At 67.1% G+C, this 18,015-nt stretch carries 13 protein-coding genes, 1 tRNA gene, 2 pseudogenes and 2 CRISPR repeat arrays; of the genes and pseudogenes, 10 read left to right on the top strand and 6 right to left on the bottom strand.

Annotated elements, in window-relative coordinates:
* Window positions 1–40: 40 nt before the first annotated feature.
* On the bottom strand, window positions 41–547 hold the full coding sequence (locus QSK17_RS15095) for a hypothetical protein (protein ID WP_285705341.1): 507 nt from the start codon (window positions 545–547) through the stop codon (window positions 41–43).
* Window positions 548–577: 30 nt separating this feature from the next.
* Between QSK17_RS15095 and QSK17_RS15090 the strand changes: the two genes are divergently transcribed.
* From QSK17_RS15090 to QSK17_RS15070, 5 genes and pseudogenes are all read left to right on the top strand, one after another.
* The gene (locus tag QSK17_RS15090; RefSeq protein ID WP_285705340.1) at window positions 578–1,945 is read left to right on the top strand and encodes an AfsR/SARP family transcriptional regulator; all 1,368 of its coding nucleotides are present in this window, start codon (window positions 578–580) and stop codon (window positions 1,943–1,945) included.
* Between the two features lie 74 nt (window positions 1,946–2,019).
* Window positions 2,020–2,202: pseudogene (locus QSK17_RS15085) on the top strand (ISAzo13 family transposase); the annotation flags it as partial.
* Between the two features lie 10 nt (window positions 2,203–2,212).
* Window positions 2,213–2,425, top strand: a pseudogene (locus QSK17_RS15080) (transposase); the annotation flags it as partial.
* Between the two features lie 661 nt (window positions 2,426–3,086).
* Window positions 3,087–6,488: a malectin domain-containing carbohydrate-binding protein gene (locus QSK17_RS15075; protein WP_285705339.1), complete on the top strand. Its 3,402-nt coding sequence runs from the start codon at window positions 3,087–3,089 to the stop codon at window positions 6,486–6,488.
* A gap of 347 nt (window positions 6,489–6,835) precedes the next feature.
* Entirely contained in the window at window positions 6,836–7,264 is a 429-nt protein-coding gene (locus tag QSK17_RS15070) for a hypothetical protein (RefSeq protein WP_285705338.1), read from the top strand.
* A 225-nt stretch (window positions 7,265–7,489) separates the two neighbouring features.
* Here the strand turns inward: QSK17_RS15070 and QSK17_RS15065 are convergent, their stop codons facing one another.
* The gene (locus QSK17_RS15065; RefSeq protein WP_285705337.1) at window positions 7,490–7,882 is read right to left on the bottom strand and encodes a hypothetical protein; all 393 of its coding nucleotides are present in this window, start codon (window positions 7,880–7,882) and stop codon (window positions 7,490–7,492) included.
* Between the two features lie 122 nt (window positions 7,883–8,004).
* On the opposite strand from QSK17_RS15065, the gene QSK17_RS15060 reads away from it, so the two are divergent.
* The 5 genes from QSK17_RS15060 (at window position 8,005) to istB (ending at window position 12,903) form a co-directional block, all read left to right on the top strand.
* Window positions 8,005–8,078, top strand: a tRNA-Pro gene (locus QSK17_RS15060).
* 324 nt (window positions 8,079–8,402) lie between these two features.
* Window positions 8,403–9,065 (top strand): hypothetical protein, encoded by a 663-nt coding sequence (locus tag QSK17_RS15055; protein WP_285705336.1) that lies wholly within the window; start codon window positions 8,403–8,405, stop codon window positions 9,063–9,065.
* Window positions 9,066–9,235: 170 nt separating this feature from the next.
* Window positions 9,236–10,047: direct repeats of the CRISPR family, unit length 30 nt; unit sequence GTCCTCATCGCCCCTACGAGGGGTCGCAAC.
* A gap of 182 nt (window positions 10,048–10,229) precedes the next feature.
* Entirely contained in the window at window positions 10,230–11,711 is a 1,482-nt protein-coding gene (istA, locus tag QSK17_RS15050) for an IS21 family transposase (RefSeq protein ID WP_285705492.1), read from the top strand.
* A complete protein-coding gene (locus tag QSK17_RS15045) occupies window positions 11,708–12,127 on the top strand; it encodes a hypothetical protein (protein ID WP_285705335.1) in 420 nt (139 codons plus the stop codon). Before istA ends, QSK17_RS15045 begins: the two co-directional genes overlap by 4 nt.
* Complete coding sequence (istB, locus tag QSK17_RS15040; protein WP_285705334.1) at window positions 12,124–12,903, top strand: IS21-like element helper ATPase IstB; 780 nt, start codon at window positions 12,124–12,126, stop codon at window positions 12,901–12,903. Before QSK17_RS15045 ends, istB begins: the two co-directional genes overlap by 4 nt.
* 97 nt (window positions 12,904–13,000) lie before the next feature.
* Window positions 13,001–13,422: a CRISPR direct-repeat array (repeat unit 30 nt; unit sequence GTCCTCATCGCCCCTACGAGGGGTCGCAAC).
* Window positions 13,423–13,501: 79 nt separating this feature from the next.
* On the opposite strand, the gene QSK17_RS15035 is transcribed toward istB, so the two are convergent.
* From QSK17_RS15035 to QSK17_RS15020, 4 genes are read right to left on the bottom strand one after another with little or no spacing between them, the layout of a single operon-like run.
* The gene (locus tag QSK17_RS15035; RefSeq protein ID WP_285705332.1) at window positions 13,502–14,986 is read right to left on the bottom strand and encodes an SAVED domain-containing protein; all 1,485 of its coding nucleotides are present in this window, start codon (window positions 14,984–14,986) and stop codon (window positions 13,502–13,504) included.
* Window positions 14,986–15,906, bottom strand: a complete 921-nt coding sequence (locus QSK17_RS15030) for an AAA family ATPase (protein ID WP_285705331.1) — start codon at window positions 15,904–15,906, stop codon at window positions 14,986–14,988. The genes QSK17_RS15035 and QSK17_RS15030 overlap by 1 nt, the downstream gene beginning before the upstream one ends.
* A gap of 30 nt (window positions 15,907–15,936) precedes the next feature.
* Window positions 15,937–16,452, bottom strand: coding sequence for an HORMA-1 domain-containing protein (locus tag QSK17_RS15025; RefSeq protein WP_285705330.1), 516 nt, complete (start codon window positions 16,450–16,452; stop codon window positions 15,937–15,939).
* A gap of 2 nt (window positions 16,453–16,454) precedes the next feature.
* The gene (locus tag QSK17_RS15020) at window positions 16,455–17,453 is read right to left on the bottom strand and encodes a CBASS oligonucleotide cyclase (protein WP_285705329.1); all 999 of its coding nucleotides are present in this window, start codon (window positions 17,451–17,453) and stop codon (window positions 16,455–16,457) included.
* Between the last annotated feature and the right edge of the window lie 562 nt (window positions 17,454–18,015).

Genomic DNA, 18,015 nt, shown 5'->3' with positions numbered 1-18,015 from the left:
CTGCGTGGGCCGGCCTGGACGCCCGGTCCTCGATCAGTGATCAGGAGAGTGCGGCGCAGAGATCGATCTCAGTCCCGCGGATCTTTGTGAGCTTGCGGTACCCGGTCGCGCTGATTTCAAGCCGGTAGTCGCCGTCGAGGATGAACAGGCCAGGGGCGTGGTTGCCCATCCCCGTGCTGAACCCCACCATGACGGGGCCCTTCCAGCGCCAGCTCTGCGAGCGGTCGGGGGCAACGTCGATGACGGCGTCGCCGCCCGCGTCAGCCTCGGTGGTGGCTCCCGTCTCCTTGTTCGTCAGGCGTAGCACGAACGCGCCGGTGAACTGCGTGCGCACCGTTCCGTCCTTGAAGGTCTTCAGGACGCGAAAACTTACCTCGTCGACCGCGGGCTCGCCGTGGACGGGGAAGGCGCACCGGGTGCCGGCCGCCACGTCCCAGGGTAGGGACGGGGCGGGCTTCCATGGACCGGAACGGTCAGCCGCGGCAGGCGCGGTGGACAGGCCGACGGCGCAGGCGACAGCCATTCCGACAAAAGCGATGCGACGCATGATTTGCTCCTTCGACTAGGTACCTGGATCATGGCGAAACCCACTCACCACAGACTCACCACGCCGAGGGACATGGACATCCATCTACTCGGGCCGTTCGAGATCCACCACAACGGTGGGCGCGTCGAACTGGACGTCCGCCGGCAGGAGCGTCTTCTCCTCGCCGTCCTCACGCTGGAGGCGGGCAAGGTCATTCCCATCGACCGGCTCGCCGACCTGCTCTGGGATGGGCGGGACCCGGCGACAGCGCGGCACGCCATCCACACGTACATGGGCCGGCTCAGGACGGCCCTTCGCCCTTACGGGCTGGAGATCGTCACCGCCGGAGCCGGGTACCTGTTACCCGCCGACGGTCACGCGCTCGACGCGAACCGTTTCTCCTCGCTCGCCCACCGAGCCGCCGAGGTCACCGACCCCGCAGAGCGGCTACGACTGCTGGACGACGCCATCGCGCTGTGGCGCGGCCCATTCCTTGCCGATCTCGCGGACGACCGGCTGCGGCACCGCCTCGCGGCGGCTCTCGACGAGCTGCGGCTGTCCAGCATCGAGTTGCGGGCCGAAGCCCAGCTGAGCCTGGGGCTCCATGATCAGGCCGCGGCCGAGCTGACCCCGCTGGCCGAGGAGCACCCCACCAGGGAACGGCTCGCCGCGACGCTCATGATCGCGCTCTATCGGTCGGGTCGCCAGGCTGGCGCGCTGGCCGCCTACCGTGCCACCCGCAAGTTCCTGGTGGACCAGCTGGGCATCGAGCCCGGGCGCGAGCTACGTTCGCTGAACGACCGCATCCTCCGCAACGACCCGGAGCTCGTACGGCCTGCTCCCGCCTACGCGGTCAAGATCCACGGCCAGTGGCTGCCGTGGAGCATCGGAGGACACCCCGCCCTGGAGTTCTGCAACACCTACGCCGGCTGGGGCGGGCCTCCGCTGGCGGGCTCCGAATGGCTGCGCGGCTACGCCTCGCTCGCCGCCTGGGCTGGGCACGTGGGCTTCGCAGACGACGCGACGGTACGGGAACTCCTGCGCGCAGCGGAGGAGCGTCCCGGCGAGGCGGAGGCTGTCCTGATGGAGGCCCGAGCCCTGCGCGGCCACCTCTATGCCTGCCTGCTCAACGCCGACGACGCGCACGCGTTCCACGCAGTCGCCCCGTTGGCCGACGAAGCGGCCCGGTTCGCGGTCTTCGTCAGGGATGAGGGCGGCCTGGGACGCTGGGTTCTCCCCCCATCGACAGGGTTGCGCCTCCCGCTGCACGTCGCCGCCTACAGTGCCGCCGGTCTGCTGTCCGACGCGCGCCGCTACACGGTGTGCAGGTGTCAGGGGGAGAACTGCGGCTGGCTGTTCCTCGACTCCACCGGGCGCCGCAAATGGTGCAGCCCAGCGACCTGCGGGCAGGCCCGCTAGCCCCAACGCCGTTTAGTTAAGGGCTCGCAGAGAAATAAGCCCTAGCTTGCCGGGTTTGCGTTCGTTGAGATGGTATGGGCGTGACGCAAGAGACGGTGGAGACGCTGAGGCCGAAGTTCGGGACGATCTTTCCTTATCTGGATGAACGGCAGCGGCGGCTTCTGATGGGGGCCGAAGCTCGTGCATTGGGCCGTGGCGGGATCCGGGCGGTGGCCCGAGCTGCGGATGTCCGTGAGGCGACGGTGTCGTTGGGCGTCGACCTCCGCGTGGATCACCACCGCCCGCGCTGCGGATCTGCCTCATCTGCACGCGTTCACCCGCGCCCTTGACCAGGACCGCGATGCCGTCCAGGCGGCCGTCACCTTGCCGTTCCACAACGGCGGCGCCGAAGGCGTGAACACGAAGACGAAACGCATCATGCGCCAGATGCACGGCCGATCAGGCTTCGCGTTGCTCCGCCACCGCATCCTCTTGGCCTAACGCTCCGTCACCACCGAAAGAGAGACAGAGCCTAACGGGGGCTACGTGGTGCGAGGCCCGAGCGATGGCGACGCCGCTTGGCAGATCTCTGCCTGACTGACGGTTTTGCAAGACCGACCGCCAGGTCTCTCGCTACAGCACCCGGCCGTTCCCGCTGTGTTCAGCGGGTAGCTCGGAGTCTTCCCGATCGTCATGCTGTTCCACGGGGTCGCCATCGGCATCGGTAGCAGGGTCGAGGCTGAAATCAGACGGCTCTTGGGCCTCTGCCTGCGGACCCGCGGACCTGGGAACATCAGAAGCTCATAGCTGCCGATCAAGGCCAGCGACGGCCACGCCGCGATGATCCGGCCGATCAGGCCGGGCTCGGCTATGGCGACGTCCGCGCCGGGACTGGCGAGGCTGCCGACCACCTCCATCCATCTGCGGAGGCCTAGACATAGATCCATAGCCGTGTTATCAATTCGGCCAGACTGGTCTGACCGGCCGGACCGTTCGGCGGCGGACCTTAACGCAAAAGGAGTGTGGCGTGTTATTCCCGCGGCCACGTAAGGGCTTCATTCTGTTACTCACCGGCCTGTTAGGGCTGCTCGCAGGCCTTTCAGTCGCACCCGGAACTGCCCTCGCCACGGCGGCTGCGTCTGCCGGGGCGGAGTCGGCGCCCGTGATCGTCGTCGGCCAGAACGCCGAGCCGCGCGAGCACTTGGCGGCGAAGGAACTGCAGCGCTACCTCGGGCTGCTGACGGGGGTGCTGCCGACGGTTCGGCCTGATAGCGGCGGCGCGCCGGATGGCGCGGCCTTGATCGTGATCGGGCGGGAGGACGGCAATGCCGTCCTGTCCGATCTGGTCCGCAGCGGCCGGCTCCCCGACGCCGCGCACCGACCAGGCGCTGAGGGATATGTGATCCGGACGGTCGACGTGGACGGCCGAACGGGAATAGCCGTGCTGGGTTCTGATCCGGCCGGTGTCCTCTTCGGCAGCTACCGCCTGCTGGAACAGTACGGGGTGCGTTTCTACCTGTCCCGCGATGTGCTGCCGCCCGGTCAGCAGCGCTTCGAGGTGAAGCAACTGAATCTCACCGAGGCGCCGTCGGTCGAGCATCGCGGGTTGCTGCCGTGGCACGACTTCCTGAACGGGCCGTCCGCCTATGGGCTGGAAGACTTTCAGCGGTACATCGAACAAATGAGCAAGATGCGGATGAACACGCTCGTCTTGCACAACTACGCGGGCGGGTATCCGACCGAGGACATCAACGAACCGTTCATGAGTTTCACGTGTCAGGGCCAAGGCTACGACGGGCACCTGGACACCTCGGTCGACAACCAGCGATGGGGGTTGGCCACGTCATACGCCGATGACCTCGCCTTCGACTCCGGCCGTTATCTGCCCTTCGATGTCCTGGGGTCCGACGCCGCTCGCTTTACCAGGCAGCAGCCGCAAGCACGGGAGAACACCTTCGCCAAGGCCAAGGCGATGATGAAGCAGATCATCGGGTACGGCCAGGCGCGCGGCGTGGAGGTGGTGCTGGGAGCGGACTTCGACCTCGTGCCGGCGCAGTTGCGCAGCAAGTGCAATCCGCTCGATCCGGACGTGCTCAAGCGTCGACTCGACGACATCCTGCAGACCTACCCGACGCTGAACCACATCCAGATGTACTACAGCGAGTCGAACGGTGTCACCACCGCGCAGGGCATCGAGGCATACAAGGTGATGCACGCCTACTTGGCGGAGAAGGCGCCGAACGTGCGGCTGCTGACCGGGTCGTGGTTCCAGGAGGAGCGGTTTCCGGAAATGGATGCCGCTCTGCCCAAGGACGTCATCTTCTCGACCCTCATGCCCCACGACATGAGCGTAAAGCCGCAGTGGGCCGGCCTGAGCGAGGGCCGGGACGCGTGGGCGGTGCCGTGGATGGAGTTCGACGGGGGGCTGTCCGAGCCGCAGCTTGCGGTGAAGCTGATGGAACAGCGGCTGCCGACCCTCCGCGAAGCCGGTGTGGAGGGGGTCATCGGGATCCTCTGGCGGGAACGGGCTGTCGAACCGAATGTCGCCTACCTGGCCCAGGATGGATGGCAGCCCGCCGGAAAAGCCCTGCCCGCGGGCGAGTTCTATCGGGACTATGCGGCATCGACGTTCGGCGACGCGGCGTCCGCCGCAGGAGCCGAGGCGTTCAACGCGTTGGAGGACGCCGGCGTTTACGGATACCGCAACGGAGGGGTAGTCACGCCGGAGTACACCGGGTGGAAGTTCGGCGGTGGCGCCCAGGCGGACGTCCACGCCGCCCGATACCGGGCGGTAGGAGACCGGTTCAACGCCCTCAAGCCACTGGTCACAGCTCCGGGCAACCGTGACGATCTGGAGCTCTGGGCCGAGTCCATGCGGTGGGCGGAGAAGTTCTGGACCGCCCGGTCCCGCGTGCCAGACGCGGCCGCGAAAGCCGGGCAAGGTGTATCTGACAACTACTTCCTGGTCGACTCCGGCGGGCAGGGAGAGAAGGACCTGATCGCCGATCGGTGGTACCACGGCAACACCTCCGCCGCTTCCACCTCCGGCAGGGTTGTCAACGATTTCGGGTACCCGCAGGCGATGCGGACCGAGCGTTGGTCCTCGGAGCGGTTCGGCTACACGTTCCCCATCCCGCAGGGGTACGACCGCTACCGGATCGAGCTGTTTTTCCAGGAAGGCTGGTTCGGGGTGGCGGCCCCCGGAGATCCGATCGGCAAACGGGTCTTCAACATCGAGATCGATGGCAGGTTGGTCAGGGAGAACTTCGACATCGCCAAGGAGGCCGGCGGTTCGCTGCGTGGGGTGAAACTGACCTACGACGTCGTCGTTCCCGCGGACCGTCAACTCGACATCGACTTCGTGCCGGTGGTGTCCAATCCGGCGGTTGACGCCGTGCGCGCGTTCCCGATCGACGCCGACGGCAACGCGTTGCCCGCGACGTATCCGCCGAGCCACGCGGAAGAGGCGTGGAAGGATCTCAAGCACAGCGGATTCCGCGAGGCGATCGACGCCTACCAGAAATCGGTGCGCGACCTGCCCCTGCTGGGTGGACTCGTGTCCGCCGCCGGAGGGCGCTGGTACTCCAGCGACACAGAAGGCACATGCCCCCGATGCACTAAAGACCCATACGTGACGTACGAGCGGCGTGTCGTGGAGCAGTTGCCGGCGGCGCCGCCGACCGGTCTGGTCGTGCGGGGCACCCCGGAGGGGGCGGTGCTCACGTGGCGGCCGTATCCGGGCCGAGCCGGCGAGGTAGCGGGTTACCGGGTGTACCGGGCACCTGCCTCCGGCGGCGAATTCACCCGTCTCACGGCGGCCCCGCTGTCCGAGACCAGCTACCGCGATGACGTCGACGGTGAATTCCGGTACGCCGTCACGGCCGTGACCAAGGCGGGAGTGGAGAGCCCGCGCTCCTATGAGGAGACGGTGGCCGCGGGTGCGGCGGACCGCACCGCGCCGTACGTGCTGATGATGCCCTCGCGCAGCCAAACCACGCGACATGAGGCGCTGCCCGTCACCGCGACGCTGATCGACGGGCGTACCCCGCAGCACCTGGCCGCCACGCTGCGGTGGCGGCTGATGGGGCAGCAGAAGTGGGACGCGGTGCCGATGCGGACGAACGTGGTCGGCCGGGCGACGACGTTCGTGGCCGCGATTCCGGCGTCGGCGTTCGCGCCAGGCAAGCCGGTGGAGTACTACGTTGAGGCGAGCGATGGGGCCAACACCGGGCACAGCCCGGCCAACGACGGCATCCATTCCGTGACCGTCCTGGAACCCGCCGGTCCCACGGTCGGCGGTGTCGAGAAGATCACGGTGCAGGATGAGGCGGAGTCCAAGCTGGTGAACTGGTCGGCCGCAGACGGGCCCGTCTTCATCTACGAGGTGTATCGGGGTTCCCATGAAGGGTTCGCCCCAGGTCCGGACACCTATCTCACGTATGTGCCCGGCGTACAGCGGGAATTCCGTGACGCGACGGCCGAACCCGGACGCAAGTACGTCTACAAGGTCGTGCCCGTCACCTTCGAGGGCCGAAGCGGCCCGGCCAGCCCACCGGGACGGTGACGATCGTGCCGGTGAGTGCCCGCACCGAATGATCGGATGACGATGTGTCCCGTGGATCTTTCTGACCCGCTGCGGTCGCCCAGGCGGCGCCTCGCCGCGGCAAAGATCCACGGGACACTGCGGGTGCCGATAAATCATCCGCCCGGGTCAAGCCGTATCGCGGTACTCCCTGAGGACTCCTCCAAGTCGATCATTTCGGCAGACGTCGAGCAGTGCGATCGGGGCTGGGCCGCTGTTTGGACGCCTCATCCGTGACCGGGACGCCAAGTTCACCGAAGCCTTCGACGCCGTGCCGGCCGATGCCAGAGTCGCCGCCCATCCCCCAGCCGGCAAGGAGCGATCACCCCATGGCGATGAAAGAGCCTGTGGAGGTCACGGATGAGGAGCATGAACATCTCATCGGACGAGTCGCGGCGATCGATGTGGCCAAGGCGTTCGGCAAGGTGTGCACTCGGGTACCGCACCAGTCCGCGTCCGGGCGCCGGGTGACCAAGGTGTGGGACGTGGAGGCCACCCTGAACGCGGTCACCGAACTCAGCGACCGACTGGCCGAGTTCGCCCGCGGCAGGATGCGCGCCAAGACCCAGCACTGGTCGAAGCGCTCGGCGGCCAGTTCGACGACCACCACGCCGAGCTCGCGGCGCTGCTACTGGCCCAGATCGACGGCCTGGACGTGCTCGGATCGAGCAGCTTCTGGACGATCTGCCTGCCGCGCACCCAGATCGCGCCCCAGACGACAGCGGCCGGGACGGAGATTCCTCCGCGAGCACCGGTGACCCTCCCGAGATCGCCACGGCCGGTCGGCCGGCGCTGTCGGCTGTCGAACGGCTCGATGAGATTCCCGGCATCGGCCCGGCGGTCGCGCAGGTTCCCGAGGAGAGCAAGGCGCACACTGCCCGGCTGGGTGCACAGGGCGGCCTTGCGGTCAGCTCCTGCGCGGCGGCCAGTTCGGCCCGCCGGCGTGCCGCTCGCCGGCGTCGATCTGGATCCGCTCCGCAGCGTCAGTTGGGCGACTCGAGCGCGGCCAGTGCCTCCCCGAGAACAGAGGCGACATGCGATTCCGCCGTGGCGGGAACCTCATGGAACCCTCGCTCGGGATCGTAGGCGATGTCGAGACCGTTCTCGACCAGGTGGTTCGCCCAGCGAAGTGCGGTATTGAGCTTCTCCTTCGGGATCGTACGCCCTTGTGTCACAGAGGACAGATTGCGCAGGTTTGTGGCGGGGCCGGATTGGTTGTGCTCGCGCCGCAACTTCCAGGGAAGAGCACGGCTGTGGTCGGTCATCCGCTTGGAGAGCCCGGCGGCCCTCTTGGCCTGGAGGATGCCGGACTCGGTCACGCCGAAGCGGGCGGCGAGGTCGGCGTTCGACCAGCCCTCGGCGATCAGGCGGGCCAATTCCTCATGATCGACCAGCGGTTTCCTACCCATGATCGACAGCTTAGGTCCGCCCGAGACCCGCGGGTACGCACATAGCCGGAATCTGCGCTAAGGTTGGTCTCGCCCGGGCAACCGGACAACGGGACGTAGCGCAGCTTGGTAGCGCACTTGACTGGGGGTCAAGGGGTCGCAGGTTCAAATCCTGTCGTCCCGACCGCGTTTACGCAGGTCGGAAGCCTGATCACTTTCTAAGTGATCAGGCTTTTCTGCTGTCTGACCGTCATCTGACCGTGGACCAGAGCCTGCCGGATCGTTCTGACCGCTGCCCGACCATGCCTGATCTGACCAGCGGGTTCGCGCTCAGCGCCGCCGCTCGTACGGCTGTGTTCAAATGAGGTTCCGGGTTCAGGATGAGGGAGCATCACTGCAGACCCTCCAAGGCGCCGGAGCTGTGCGGGAGAGTCAGCGCGTTGAGGTCGGCGGCCTGGTCGTGGCGCAGCCCGTGAGTGAAGGAGCGCAGGTACGGGGCAGCTCGTCGATGTCGATCTTCGTCATCCACTCCTGCAGATCCTCGTCACGATCGGCTCGGGAGTTCCGCCGCTTCAAGCTCACCCCGCAGATCGCCGCCAAGCTCAAGCAGTACATCAAGGACAACAAACTGGAGCGCGACGACCTGCTCTTCGTCTACCGCCCCGAAGAGCTCGCACCGCAGGCGGCAGCACAGCAAGTCGAGCATCTGGGCCTCACCGAACCGAACGCCGCCGGGCAGCGGTATCGGCATGGCACGCTCAGCGCGTACTCCGCGGGCAAGTGCCGTTGCCAGCACTGCAAGAACGCCTACGCCGTCTACCGGGCAGAACGACGAGCCGCCGGCAAGGACGACCCGCGGCAGGCTCGGCAATGGGACCGCGACGGCCACATCCCCCGCCGCTGGTTCCGCGACCAAGTATGGCGCCCCGCGCTGGCCGCCTCCGGGTTGGAGTTCAAGGTCAAGATGCACGATCTCTGCCATGCCCATGCCTCCTCGCCGGCGGCGCCGACCTCCAGGTCGTCAAACAACGCCTCGGCCACGGCAGCATCTCCACCACCGAGAAATACCTCCACACCCTCCCCGACGCCAACGAAACCGCCCTCGACGCCCTCGCACGCACACGATCGCGTTCCCGAAGTTGAGAGGAGCCAGCACAAAGCAGCCAGATGAGCAACAGCTCGATTCCACATGCGGCGATATCATTCAAGCGATACTTTCACCTAGGTGATCATGGCTGCTGCAGCGAACCTCCCGGGTTTTCTGCACAACCGGAGGTTCGCTGCAAAACACCGCCCGAATCGCTCGGATAATAGGCTGCTGACCTGCGCCTTTATGCTGGGGTCCTCATCGCCCCTACGAGGGGTCGCAACATCGTGAAAGTCAACTTATAGACCCGACCCGCGACGTCCTCATCGCCCCTACGAGGGGTCGCAACCACACCCCAAACAGAGTGCGCCCGTCGTCAGTCTGGGGTCCTCATCGCCCCTACGAGGGGTCGCAACTCGTTCGCGTGGTACACATACGCCGACGACTGGAGGTCCTCATCGCCCCTACGAGGGGTCGCAACGCGTCGACGTCCGGGTGGTGCAGGAGATCCTCGGGCGTCCTCATCGCTCCTACGAGGGGTCGCAACCCGTTGAACAGATGGGGAGCAGTCCAGACCCGTCAGTCCTCATCGCCCCTACGAGGGGTCGCAACGCGAGTGGGCAATTCCGGGGCGGGTGCAGAGCCCCAGTCCTCATCGCCCCTACGAGGGGTCGCAACGCAGCAACACCTTGGCCTCGTTGGTGCGGCACTTCCGTCCTCATCGCCCCTACGAGGGGTCGCAACATCCCCACTCTGGCGCCATCACTGTCGAAAACGTGTCCTCATCGCCCCTACGAGGGGTCGCAACGCTCAATCGAGCCGATGCGCCAGTGCCGCATCATGTCCTCATCGCCCCTACGAGGGGTCGCAACAGGGGTGCGGCCACGTCCAGCGGCATCCGGGCTAGTCCTCATCGCCCCTACGAGGGGTCGCAACATCGTCGGCAGTGTCTCGTAGGCGTACTGACGCACCAGTCCTCATCGCCCCTACGAGGGGTCGCAACACAAAAGCGACTCTCAGGTCAAGCCGCATTGGGGTCCTCATCGCCCCTACGAGGGGTCGCAACAGAAGAGCGCTGTCCGTGGCCGTGTAAAAGTCTCCGCAGGTGGCCCGTTCGAGGTCGCCACTGGTGGCCAGTGAAAAGTCCCCACCCTTCATGTGTGTCACCACCGGGGGGGTGTGCCCTGAACGGTGATCGTGACGGTGTCTAGCCAGTCACCGACCACCGCCCAGGGGGCCTTCCACGTCATGAAATCTGCGGGGGAAGTCATGGATGTCATCGCCGCCTACCGCGAGGTAGGCACGTATCGCGGGGCCGCTGCGATGTGCGGCACCACACACAAGACGGTCAGACGCATCATCGAGCGTGCCGAGGCCGGGGGCAAGGCACCCGACCGTAAAGGCCGCGGACATAACTACGACGCGGTCGCCGGCCTGGTCGCGGGCAAGGTGAAGACGACCCAGGGGAAGATCTCGGCCAAGCGGCTGCTGCCGATCGCGCGGGCCGCGGGCTATGAGGGGTCGGCGCGTAACTTCCGCCGTCTGGTCGCCTCGGCGAAGAAGGCCTGGCGGCGTGACCACCACCGGGGGCGGCGCCCAGCAGTCTGGACGCCGGGCGAGACGCTGGTGATCGACTGGGGGGACGCCGGTGGCGGGTTGCACGTGTTCTGCGCGGTGCTGGCCTGGTCGCGCATCCGGTTCGTCAGGTTCGCCGCTGATGAACGTGCCGCCACCACGCTGGCCTTGCTGGCTGAGTGTTTCGAGGAACTCGGCGGAGTCGCCAAGGTCGTGCTGGCCGATCGGATGGGCTGCCTGAAAGGCGGCGTGGTCGCCAACAAGGTCGTGCCGACCGCGGACTACGTCCGTTTCGCGGCGCATTACGGGTTTCGGCCGGACTGGTGCGAGGCGGCCGACCCGGAATCGAAGGGGATCGTGGAGAACCTGGTCGGCTATGCCAAGCGAGACCTGGTCGTGCCGCAGGCGCCTTTCGATGACCTTTCCGCTGCGAACGTCGCGGCCCGCGTGTGGTGCACCGAGGTCAACGCGGTGGCGCATTCGGAGATTTGCGCGGTCCCATCTGAGCGGCTGGAGCGCGAACGCGAACTGCTGGGCGCACTGCCGTCGCTGCGCCCGGTCATCGGCACGAGCGCGGTGACCCGGAAGGTGGATCGGCTCTCGTGCGTGCGGTTCGGCTCGGCCCGCTACTCGGTGCCCACAACGTTGATCGGCGCTGTGGTTGCTGTGGCAGAGGCCGGTGGCAGGTTGCTGGTCACCGACATGGCCAGCGGCCAGGTCGTTGCCGAGCATGGCTTGGTCGCGCCTGGGGAGGCGTCGGTGGCCGATGAGCATTACGGCCGAGCGCGTAGTGCGCCGCGCCGGGCGGTACGGCCCAAAACCGAGGCGGAGAAGGCGTTTTGCGCGCTCGGTGACATCGCGGAGCGGTTCATCACCGGCTCAGCCGCCTCGGGTAACACCCGTCTGGCGGGTGATCTGGCCGAGTTGGCCGCGTTGCGGGCCGCGCATGGTGACGCGCAGCTGCTGGCCGCGCTGGAGCGGGCGGTGGCTTTCCGCCGGTGGCGGGCCTCTGACGTGCGCTCGATCCTGGCCGCCGGCGCAGGCACGCCACAGGTCGTCGGCGCGGGGCAGGCGCTGGTCTTGCACCTGCCCGAGGTGCCGACAAGGCCCCTGTCGGCCTACGCCATCACCACCGCCGGTGGTGAGGTGTCATGACCACCCCCGCCACCCCGTTGCCCACGCCGTCCACCCCGCCGTCCACGCTGTCCACGCCGCTCTCGCCCGCCGTGATGTCCAGGAGCCCTCTGACCGAGCAGACAAACGCCCTGCGCCACAGCGCTGACCTGCTCACCCAAGCCGGTGTGGACGGACTGAGTCTGACCTTCGACAACGACCGGATCACCATCCAGGTCGGCACCGAACTCGGCCATCCCCACCAGCGCGCCGCCATCGTCGCTCACCTGGCCGCTCTGGCAGGCAGCAGGCCCCGCCGCTGGGGCGGGACCGGCCCGACCTCCGAGTGGATCATCGCCGACGGCGTGTGGGTCGGGCACCGGGTCCACATCTTCACCGCGCTCGACACCGCGCTCGACACTATGGTCGAGGCCGCGGCCGGACAGGACCGTTCATGACCGCGGCATCGGTTCCGCCCCTGCCCGCCGACCTCGATACCGGTCTGCGTCGGCTCAAACTCGGCTCGATGCGCCGACTGGCCCCCGAACTGCTGGTGACGGCCAAAACCCAGCGGTGGAACCCGGAGGAGTTCCTGCGCACCCTGCTGGAAGCCGAGATCACCTCGCGCGATGAGTCCAACACCCGCACCCGGATGAAGGCCGCCGCGTTTCCCGTGATCAAAACGATCGAGGAGTTCGACGTCACCGCCTCCTCCATCCCAGCGGCGACCTTCGACTATCTCGCCTCGCTGGAGTGGATCCGCGCGGCCGAGAACTACTGCGCGGTCGGCCCGGCAGGCACTGGCAAATCGCATAGCCTGATCGCGTTCGGAGTCGCTGCCGTCCACGCCGGGCACAAGGTCCGCTACTTCAGCGCCGCTGACCTCGTCGAGACGCTCTACCGAGGGCTGGCCGACAACTCCGTCGGCCGCGTCATCGAGAACCTGCTGCGCGCTGATCTGGTCGTCATCGACGAAGTGGGCTTCGCGCCGCTGGACGATACCGGAGCCCAACTGCTGTTCCGCTTTGTCGCTGCCGCCTATGAGCGACGCGCTCTGGGAATCGGCTCGCATTGGCCTTTTGACCAGTGGGGCCGTTTCCTACCCGAGCACACCACCGCTGTCAGTCTGCTGGACCGGCTTCTGCACCACAGCATCGTCGTGGTCACCGAAGGTGAGTCCTTCCGCATGCGACAAGCACGAATCCGAGGAGGAGGACGCCCCACCAACGACTGATCAATTACCGAGGGGTGGGGACTTTAACCTGGCCACCAGCGGCGACACGCACTTGGCCGTTGACAAGCGCGGAACCTCTCGGCGGGCCAGTCCCGCGGTCCTCATCGCCCCTACGAGGGGTCGCAACACGCCGGCGCATCCGACGAGGTCAAGAAGCACGTGGTCCTCATCGCCCCTACGAGGGGTCGCAACGCTTGCATGGTCGGCTCGACTGGCTCCAGGACCAGAGTCCTCATCGCCCCTACGAGGGGTCGCAACTTACCTGTCAGCGTCACCGTCCAGCACAGGTGAGGGTCCTCATCGCCCCTACGAGGGGTCGCAACGCAGAGGGGAACGGTGCTGTAGTTCTCAGCCGCGTGGTCCTCATCGCCCCTACGAGGGGTCGCAACTAGTGCGGGCGCATCTCGGTCGGGAGCGAGTCCCGGGTCCTCATCGCCCCTACGAGGGTCGCAACCCATCGGCGCGTTGTTCCTGGGTGGCCTTGGCCAGGTCCTCATCGCCCCTACGAGGGGTCGCAACATGTGGATGGGCTGGCTGGACATGGGCAGTCCCTGGTCCTCATCGCCCAACGAGGAGTCGCAACTTACCGCAGGTGGACTTATGCCTCCACAATGAATGCCGCTTCGTATCCGTCGTCGATCTTGATGTCCTCGTACACGATGGTCTGACATAGTCGGTTCCACCGGTTGCCCAGTAGAACAGCAAGTCCCATGGGGCAGGCGAGGAAGAGGTGCATGCGTCGGACACGGCGGGTGGAGCGGCGGAGGTGATCGCGGATGCCGACTGCCAGGGCGTTGGCGGCGGTGCTGTTGGGGACGGAGCCGTCGTTTGCTGTGCCGCTCGGCGGGGTGAGGACGATGAATTTGCTGACGGGGAGGTTCTGCTCGCGCAGGTACTCCAGGACGTCCTCAGCGGGGTCCGTAGCGACGGCGATGGCGACAGCGATCTCGTCGCCTTGGCCGATCTCGTATTCGATGACTCCCGGGGCCGGGGCGATGTCGAATGGGTCGTTGGTGGACCAGAGCTGGCTGCCGGCCCTCCCGCGCTGCACTGCCGCGAGGTCGGTGCCGGTGACCATGCGGAAGGTGGTACCGACCAGAAAGGCTGGCGCGAGACGGATGCTGCCCGTGACGGAGACGGCGGTTGTCCCGGTGGGCAGGCGTCTCGGCGCGGCCTCGATGTCTGCCTGCAGTTGGGCCCAGGTGTTCGGCGAGAGGGGGCGACGCTTGGTGTAGTCGGAGTCGCCGTCGAAGCGGTCGACCCAGTCGATGGCATGGTCGGCGTTCGCTGCCAGCGGGTCCGGCTTGAGAGTGGCGATCGACAGGACGGCCCGGGCGGGGCCGGCTTTCAGGTCAAGCTCGGCGACGGCAGCCTCGATCATCGCCAGCGTGAGCTCACGTCGGCCCTCGCGGACCATTTTGGCGACCCAGCCGGCTCCCTCCTCAAGCGCCCGCTGGTCGTGGCGAAGCCCGGTGACGGCCATCAGGAGTTGCAGTTTCTCCTGGTACCAGACCATGTCCAGAGGCAGGTCGAAGCGCAGCACCGACAAGAGGTCGATGAGCTCCGCCTCGGTCAGCCCTGCCTCCTGCGCCCACCGGGCACGGGCCTTGCCTCGGTCCGACCTGGCTCCGCCGATGGCCGCTTTGGGCATCAGGAGGCCAGTGCGGGCGTCGCGGCCCGCCATCAAATCGTCCTCGGGGTCGGCCGCTCGGTTGGTGACCAGGCGTAGGTCGGCGCTGCGGCCGTCTGCGGTCAACTCCTTCCACGTCCTGGCGATCTTCTTGAGAATCGACGGACCACCGTTGGCGCTGGGTTTGGTCAAGTACTCCTCGTTGACCGGCGTGGCGCTGTCAACCGCGTACTTGACCTGTTTGTAGGTGTTCGGAGGAACGTCACGCAGCAGGACGACGTCGTCGAGGTTGCCCACGCTGTCGAGTTCGACGCCGACCGCGCGGACGGGGTTGTGCGAGCGGGCGGTGGTCTCGCGAAGGAGGGTCAGACAGGCCTCCCAGGCGACGAGCCACTGGTAGTAGTCGCCGGTGGTGCGAACGCTGGTGGGGCCAGCGGCGGGGAGATGGGCCATCAGCGCTCCTCGGTGAAGACGGGGGTGGGCTCCAGCTCTTCGGCGAGGGCGAGAAGGTCTTCGTCGGTGATCGGTCGGTCGGGGAAAGCACGGAAGACGGCGGCCGGAACCAGACGCTGGGTGAGGTCGGAGAACGTGTAGCCAGGCCGGTCGCCGGTGGCGCCGGTGAGCTCGACGACCTTGCGGACGGTCTCCGGCCGGATGCCGAGCCCGTCGAGCGCCTGGGTGAGGACAGCGTGGCGCTGCTCGTCGCCGGGGCGGGTGAAGACGAAGGTGGCCGCTGCGCGGCGCATGACCGCTGGATCGAGGGCGCCTAGCCGGTTGGTGCATAGCACAACAACGACCGGGAGCCTGGCACCGGCCAGGCTGTCGATGCCGGCCAGGAACGCGTCGACACCGGCCCGGTCCTCGTGGTGCATCTGCTGGGCCTCGCGGGACTGCACCAGGGCGTCGGCCTCGTCGACGACGAAGATCTGCACGGCGCGCACACCCTGGGTGCCGGACAAACGCTTGCCCATCGTATGCATGTGGGCGAAGGCGTCGCCGATGAGCGAGGTCATCTCGCCTACCAGGCCGCTGCCGCGAGTGGCGAGCTTGAGCCGGTACAGGTAGACGGGCAGGCCGAGAAAGTCGGCGAGGTCGCAGCCGAAGGACTCGGCCAGGGCCGACTTGCCGGAGCCGACGTCGCCGGCGAAGACGAACAGCGGCGCCCGGTCCGCGAAGAGGGTGAGAGCGGCGACATCGCCGCCGTGGTGGGTGGCGGCCCAAACCTGAAGCCGACGCGGGTCCGCGAGGAGCGCGGCTTCCTTGCGCAGGCGCAGCTTCATGCCGTCCAGGCCGACCAGGCGGTCGTAGCGGGCGCGGCGGGTGGGCTCGGGCAGTTCGATGACGGGGTGGAACAGGTCGTCCTGGCTGGTCACGTTCTCATTCCTCCTGCCGGTGGCGCTGGACTAGTAGGCGACGTAGACGTCGCGGGAAACGCCGGCGCCGTTGCGGGCGTAGCCGTGCCCCGTGGTGGTGGTGCCCGCGAGGGCGCTTGGGGCGGTGCCGGTCGTCCGGGAGATCGGCAGGTCCTCCTTGACTCCGGCCTGCTCGCTGCTGGTCAGGAGCCAGAAGGAGGAACTGTAGGTCAGGAAGCTGTGGAAGCCGTAGCCGGTGAGGCCGACCGGGTCCGGGAAGCTGCCCGGCCGTGAGTCGGTGAGCTGACCGCCGGCCGTGGCCTTGTAGCGCAGGCGGAACTTCCAGGCGTTGGTGCCCGTGTCGCGGAAGCCGTAGTCGACGGTGTCGAGGAATCTGCGGTTCAGGAGGATCGCGACCTCCTCGGCGTAGTCCTCGATGCTCTCGCGGGCGGGCTTGCCGTAGAGGTTGTACAAGAGGCGCAGGTCGGCGCCGACTCTGCCACCGACATAGCGGGCGTCGTTGATCGTGAATGAGGCGGAGGCGGATCTGGTGTACGAGCCGGTCATGGTCATTCTCCCGGGAAGGTGGGTCCGAACAGCTCGCGCCAGGCGTCGAGCGCTTCGCCCTTCGTGGCCGCGTAGGCGGCCATCGTGATGGTGTCGAGGGTGGTCCTGGCGTGGTTCACCAGCCGCTGGCGATGCTGCTCGGTGTAGCCGCGCGCGACGTTGTTCTCCGGGTTGACCGGGTCCCAGACCTGGATGGTGTCCGCCGTCGCACTCACCGCGTCGGCCTTGTAGTAGTCGGTGAAGACGATCGGCGTCTTCAGGCCGGTGCGGACGATGTAGGAGAGAACCTGCTCGATCGCTGCCGGGTAGTCGTCGACCTGGAGCGGCTCGCCATTCCAGCCGACATCCCACAGGTGGGCCACCAGGAGCTCGATCAGGAACGACTTGCAGCGCAGCTCCGGGTCGACTTCCTTGCTCTCGCGGATCCACGCCTTCAGCAGCCGGATCAACTCCCGGTACCCGTCGCCAGCCTTGTCCTTGCGCGTCTTGATGAACTCCAGGTGCAGCGTGACCGAGGTGAGCACCTTGGTGCTGTCAGCGGTGACCAGGTGACCCCTGTCATCCGGTTCGCCGGTGTAGAGCACCGGCACGACGTCGATCTTCAAACCACTGCTCCGCATGGTGATCCCGACGGCGTGGTCCGACGGCTTGAAGTCGTCCTCGTCCTTCGTTGCGCCATAGACCTCGATGCAGCGGTCTCGCAGCCAGGTCAGCATCGTCGAGACGTCGATGTCGGTGTCCGTGGTGCGCAAGTAGGCGGCAACGTCCGCGTCGGACCCCGTGCCGCTCTTGCGTCGGATCGCCGTGTGCTTGGCCGTACTGCCGGACGTGCGGAGCTTCACCAGGTCGAAGTCCGGGTGGGTGGCGATGTAGTCCTCCAGCCGCTCCCGCAGGTGGTTCACTTGTCGACGGCGCTCCTTCGCCTCCTCCACCGGCACGTTTACCTTGCTCTGCGCGAATGCCTTGAGGACCTTGTGGTCGACGTAGCGCTCTCCCGCCATAGGTGTTCGCCCTTCACCCGAGAAGCTGACCGGCAGAAGAACAGGCTTACCACCCACCACTGACAAACCCGGTGGGGAACTGCACGGAGCGCGGCGAGGACGAGAGATGCAGCGTGCGCAGACGTCAGCCAGGGCCACCGATGCCGTGGGCCGACGAAGGAGGCCAAGCGGCGGCGATCGCCCCAGCCCGCTACGCAGATCACGCCGTCAGCGATCGTCACGGCGGATGGTGCTACGGGCTTGACCTCGGCTGAATGGTGAGTAGCCGGGGGCATCTCAGCCCCCGGCCCTCACAGAACCGTGCGTAAACCTCTCGATTTACACGGCTCCCGTCATCCAGTCGCTGCGGGTCACGGCTTGACAAAGTGCCAGTGGGCGAAGAGCCCAGGGTAAAGCGCTGCGGCTCTGCCCAGAGCGACGCGTCGTCGAGGCCCAAGTGACCGTGACCTGCCCGGACGGCACCACCTTCACCGGCTCCTACCGCCTGGCCACCACGTTGACCGACGCGCGCCGCTATCCGGCCGCCGCCCTCGTAAGCTCTACCACCAGCGGTGGGAGCACG

The sequence above is a fragment of the Microtetraspora sp. NBRC 16547 genome (assembly GCF_030268965.1).
In the GTDB taxonomy this organism is placed as follows: domain Bacteria; phylum Actinomycetota; class Actinomycetes; order Streptosporangiales; family Streptosporangiaceae; genus Microtetraspora.
Note: the sequence above shows the minus strand (reverse complement) of the source record. Positions and strands in the feature narration are given on the sequence as shown.

What these genes read in the sequence shown, in the direction of transcription:
- QSK17_RS15090 (WP_285705340.1), top strand. Translation starts at nt 578, where the DNA reads ATGGCGAAACCCACTCACCACAGACTCACCACGCCGAGGGACATGGAC.
- istA (WP_285705492.1), top strand. Translation starts at nt 10,230, where the DNA reads ATGAAATCTGCGGGGGAAGTCATGGATGTCATCGCCGCCTACCGCGAG.
- QSK17_RS15035 (WP_285705332.1), bottom strand. Translation starts at nt 14,986, where the DNA reads ATGGCCCATCTCCCCGCCGCTGGCCCCACCAGCGTTCGCACCACCGGC.
- QSK17_RS15020 (WP_285705329.1), bottom strand. Translation starts at nt 17,453, where the DNA reads ATGGCGGGAGAGCGCTACGTCGACCACAAGGTCCTCAAGGCATTCGCG.
- QSK17_RS15025 (WP_285705330.1), bottom strand. Translation starts at nt 16,452, where the DNA reads ATGACCGGCTCGTACACCAGATCCGCCTCCGCCTCATTCACGATCAAC.
- istB (WP_285705334.1), top strand. Translation starts at nt 12,124, where the DNA reads ATGACCGCGGCATCGGTTCCGCCCCTGCCCGCCGACCTCGATACCGGT.
- QSK17_RS15095 (WP_285705341.1), bottom strand. Translation starts at nt 547, where the DNA reads ATGCGTCGCATCGCTTTTGTCGGAATGGCTGTCGCCTGCGCCGTCGGC.
- QSK17_RS15045 (WP_285705335.1), top strand. Translation starts at nt 11,708, where the DNA reads ATGACCACCCCCGCCACCCCGTTGCCCACGCCGTCCACCCCGCCGTCC.
- QSK17_RS15055 (WP_285705336.1), top strand. Translation starts at nt 8,403, where the DNA reads ATGTCGATCTTCGTCATCCACTCCTGCAGATCCTCGTCACGATCGGCT.
- QSK17_RS15070 (WP_285705338.1), top strand. Translation starts at nt 6,836, where the DNA reads ATGGCGATGAAAGAGCCTGTGGAGGTCACGGATGAGGAGCATGAACAT.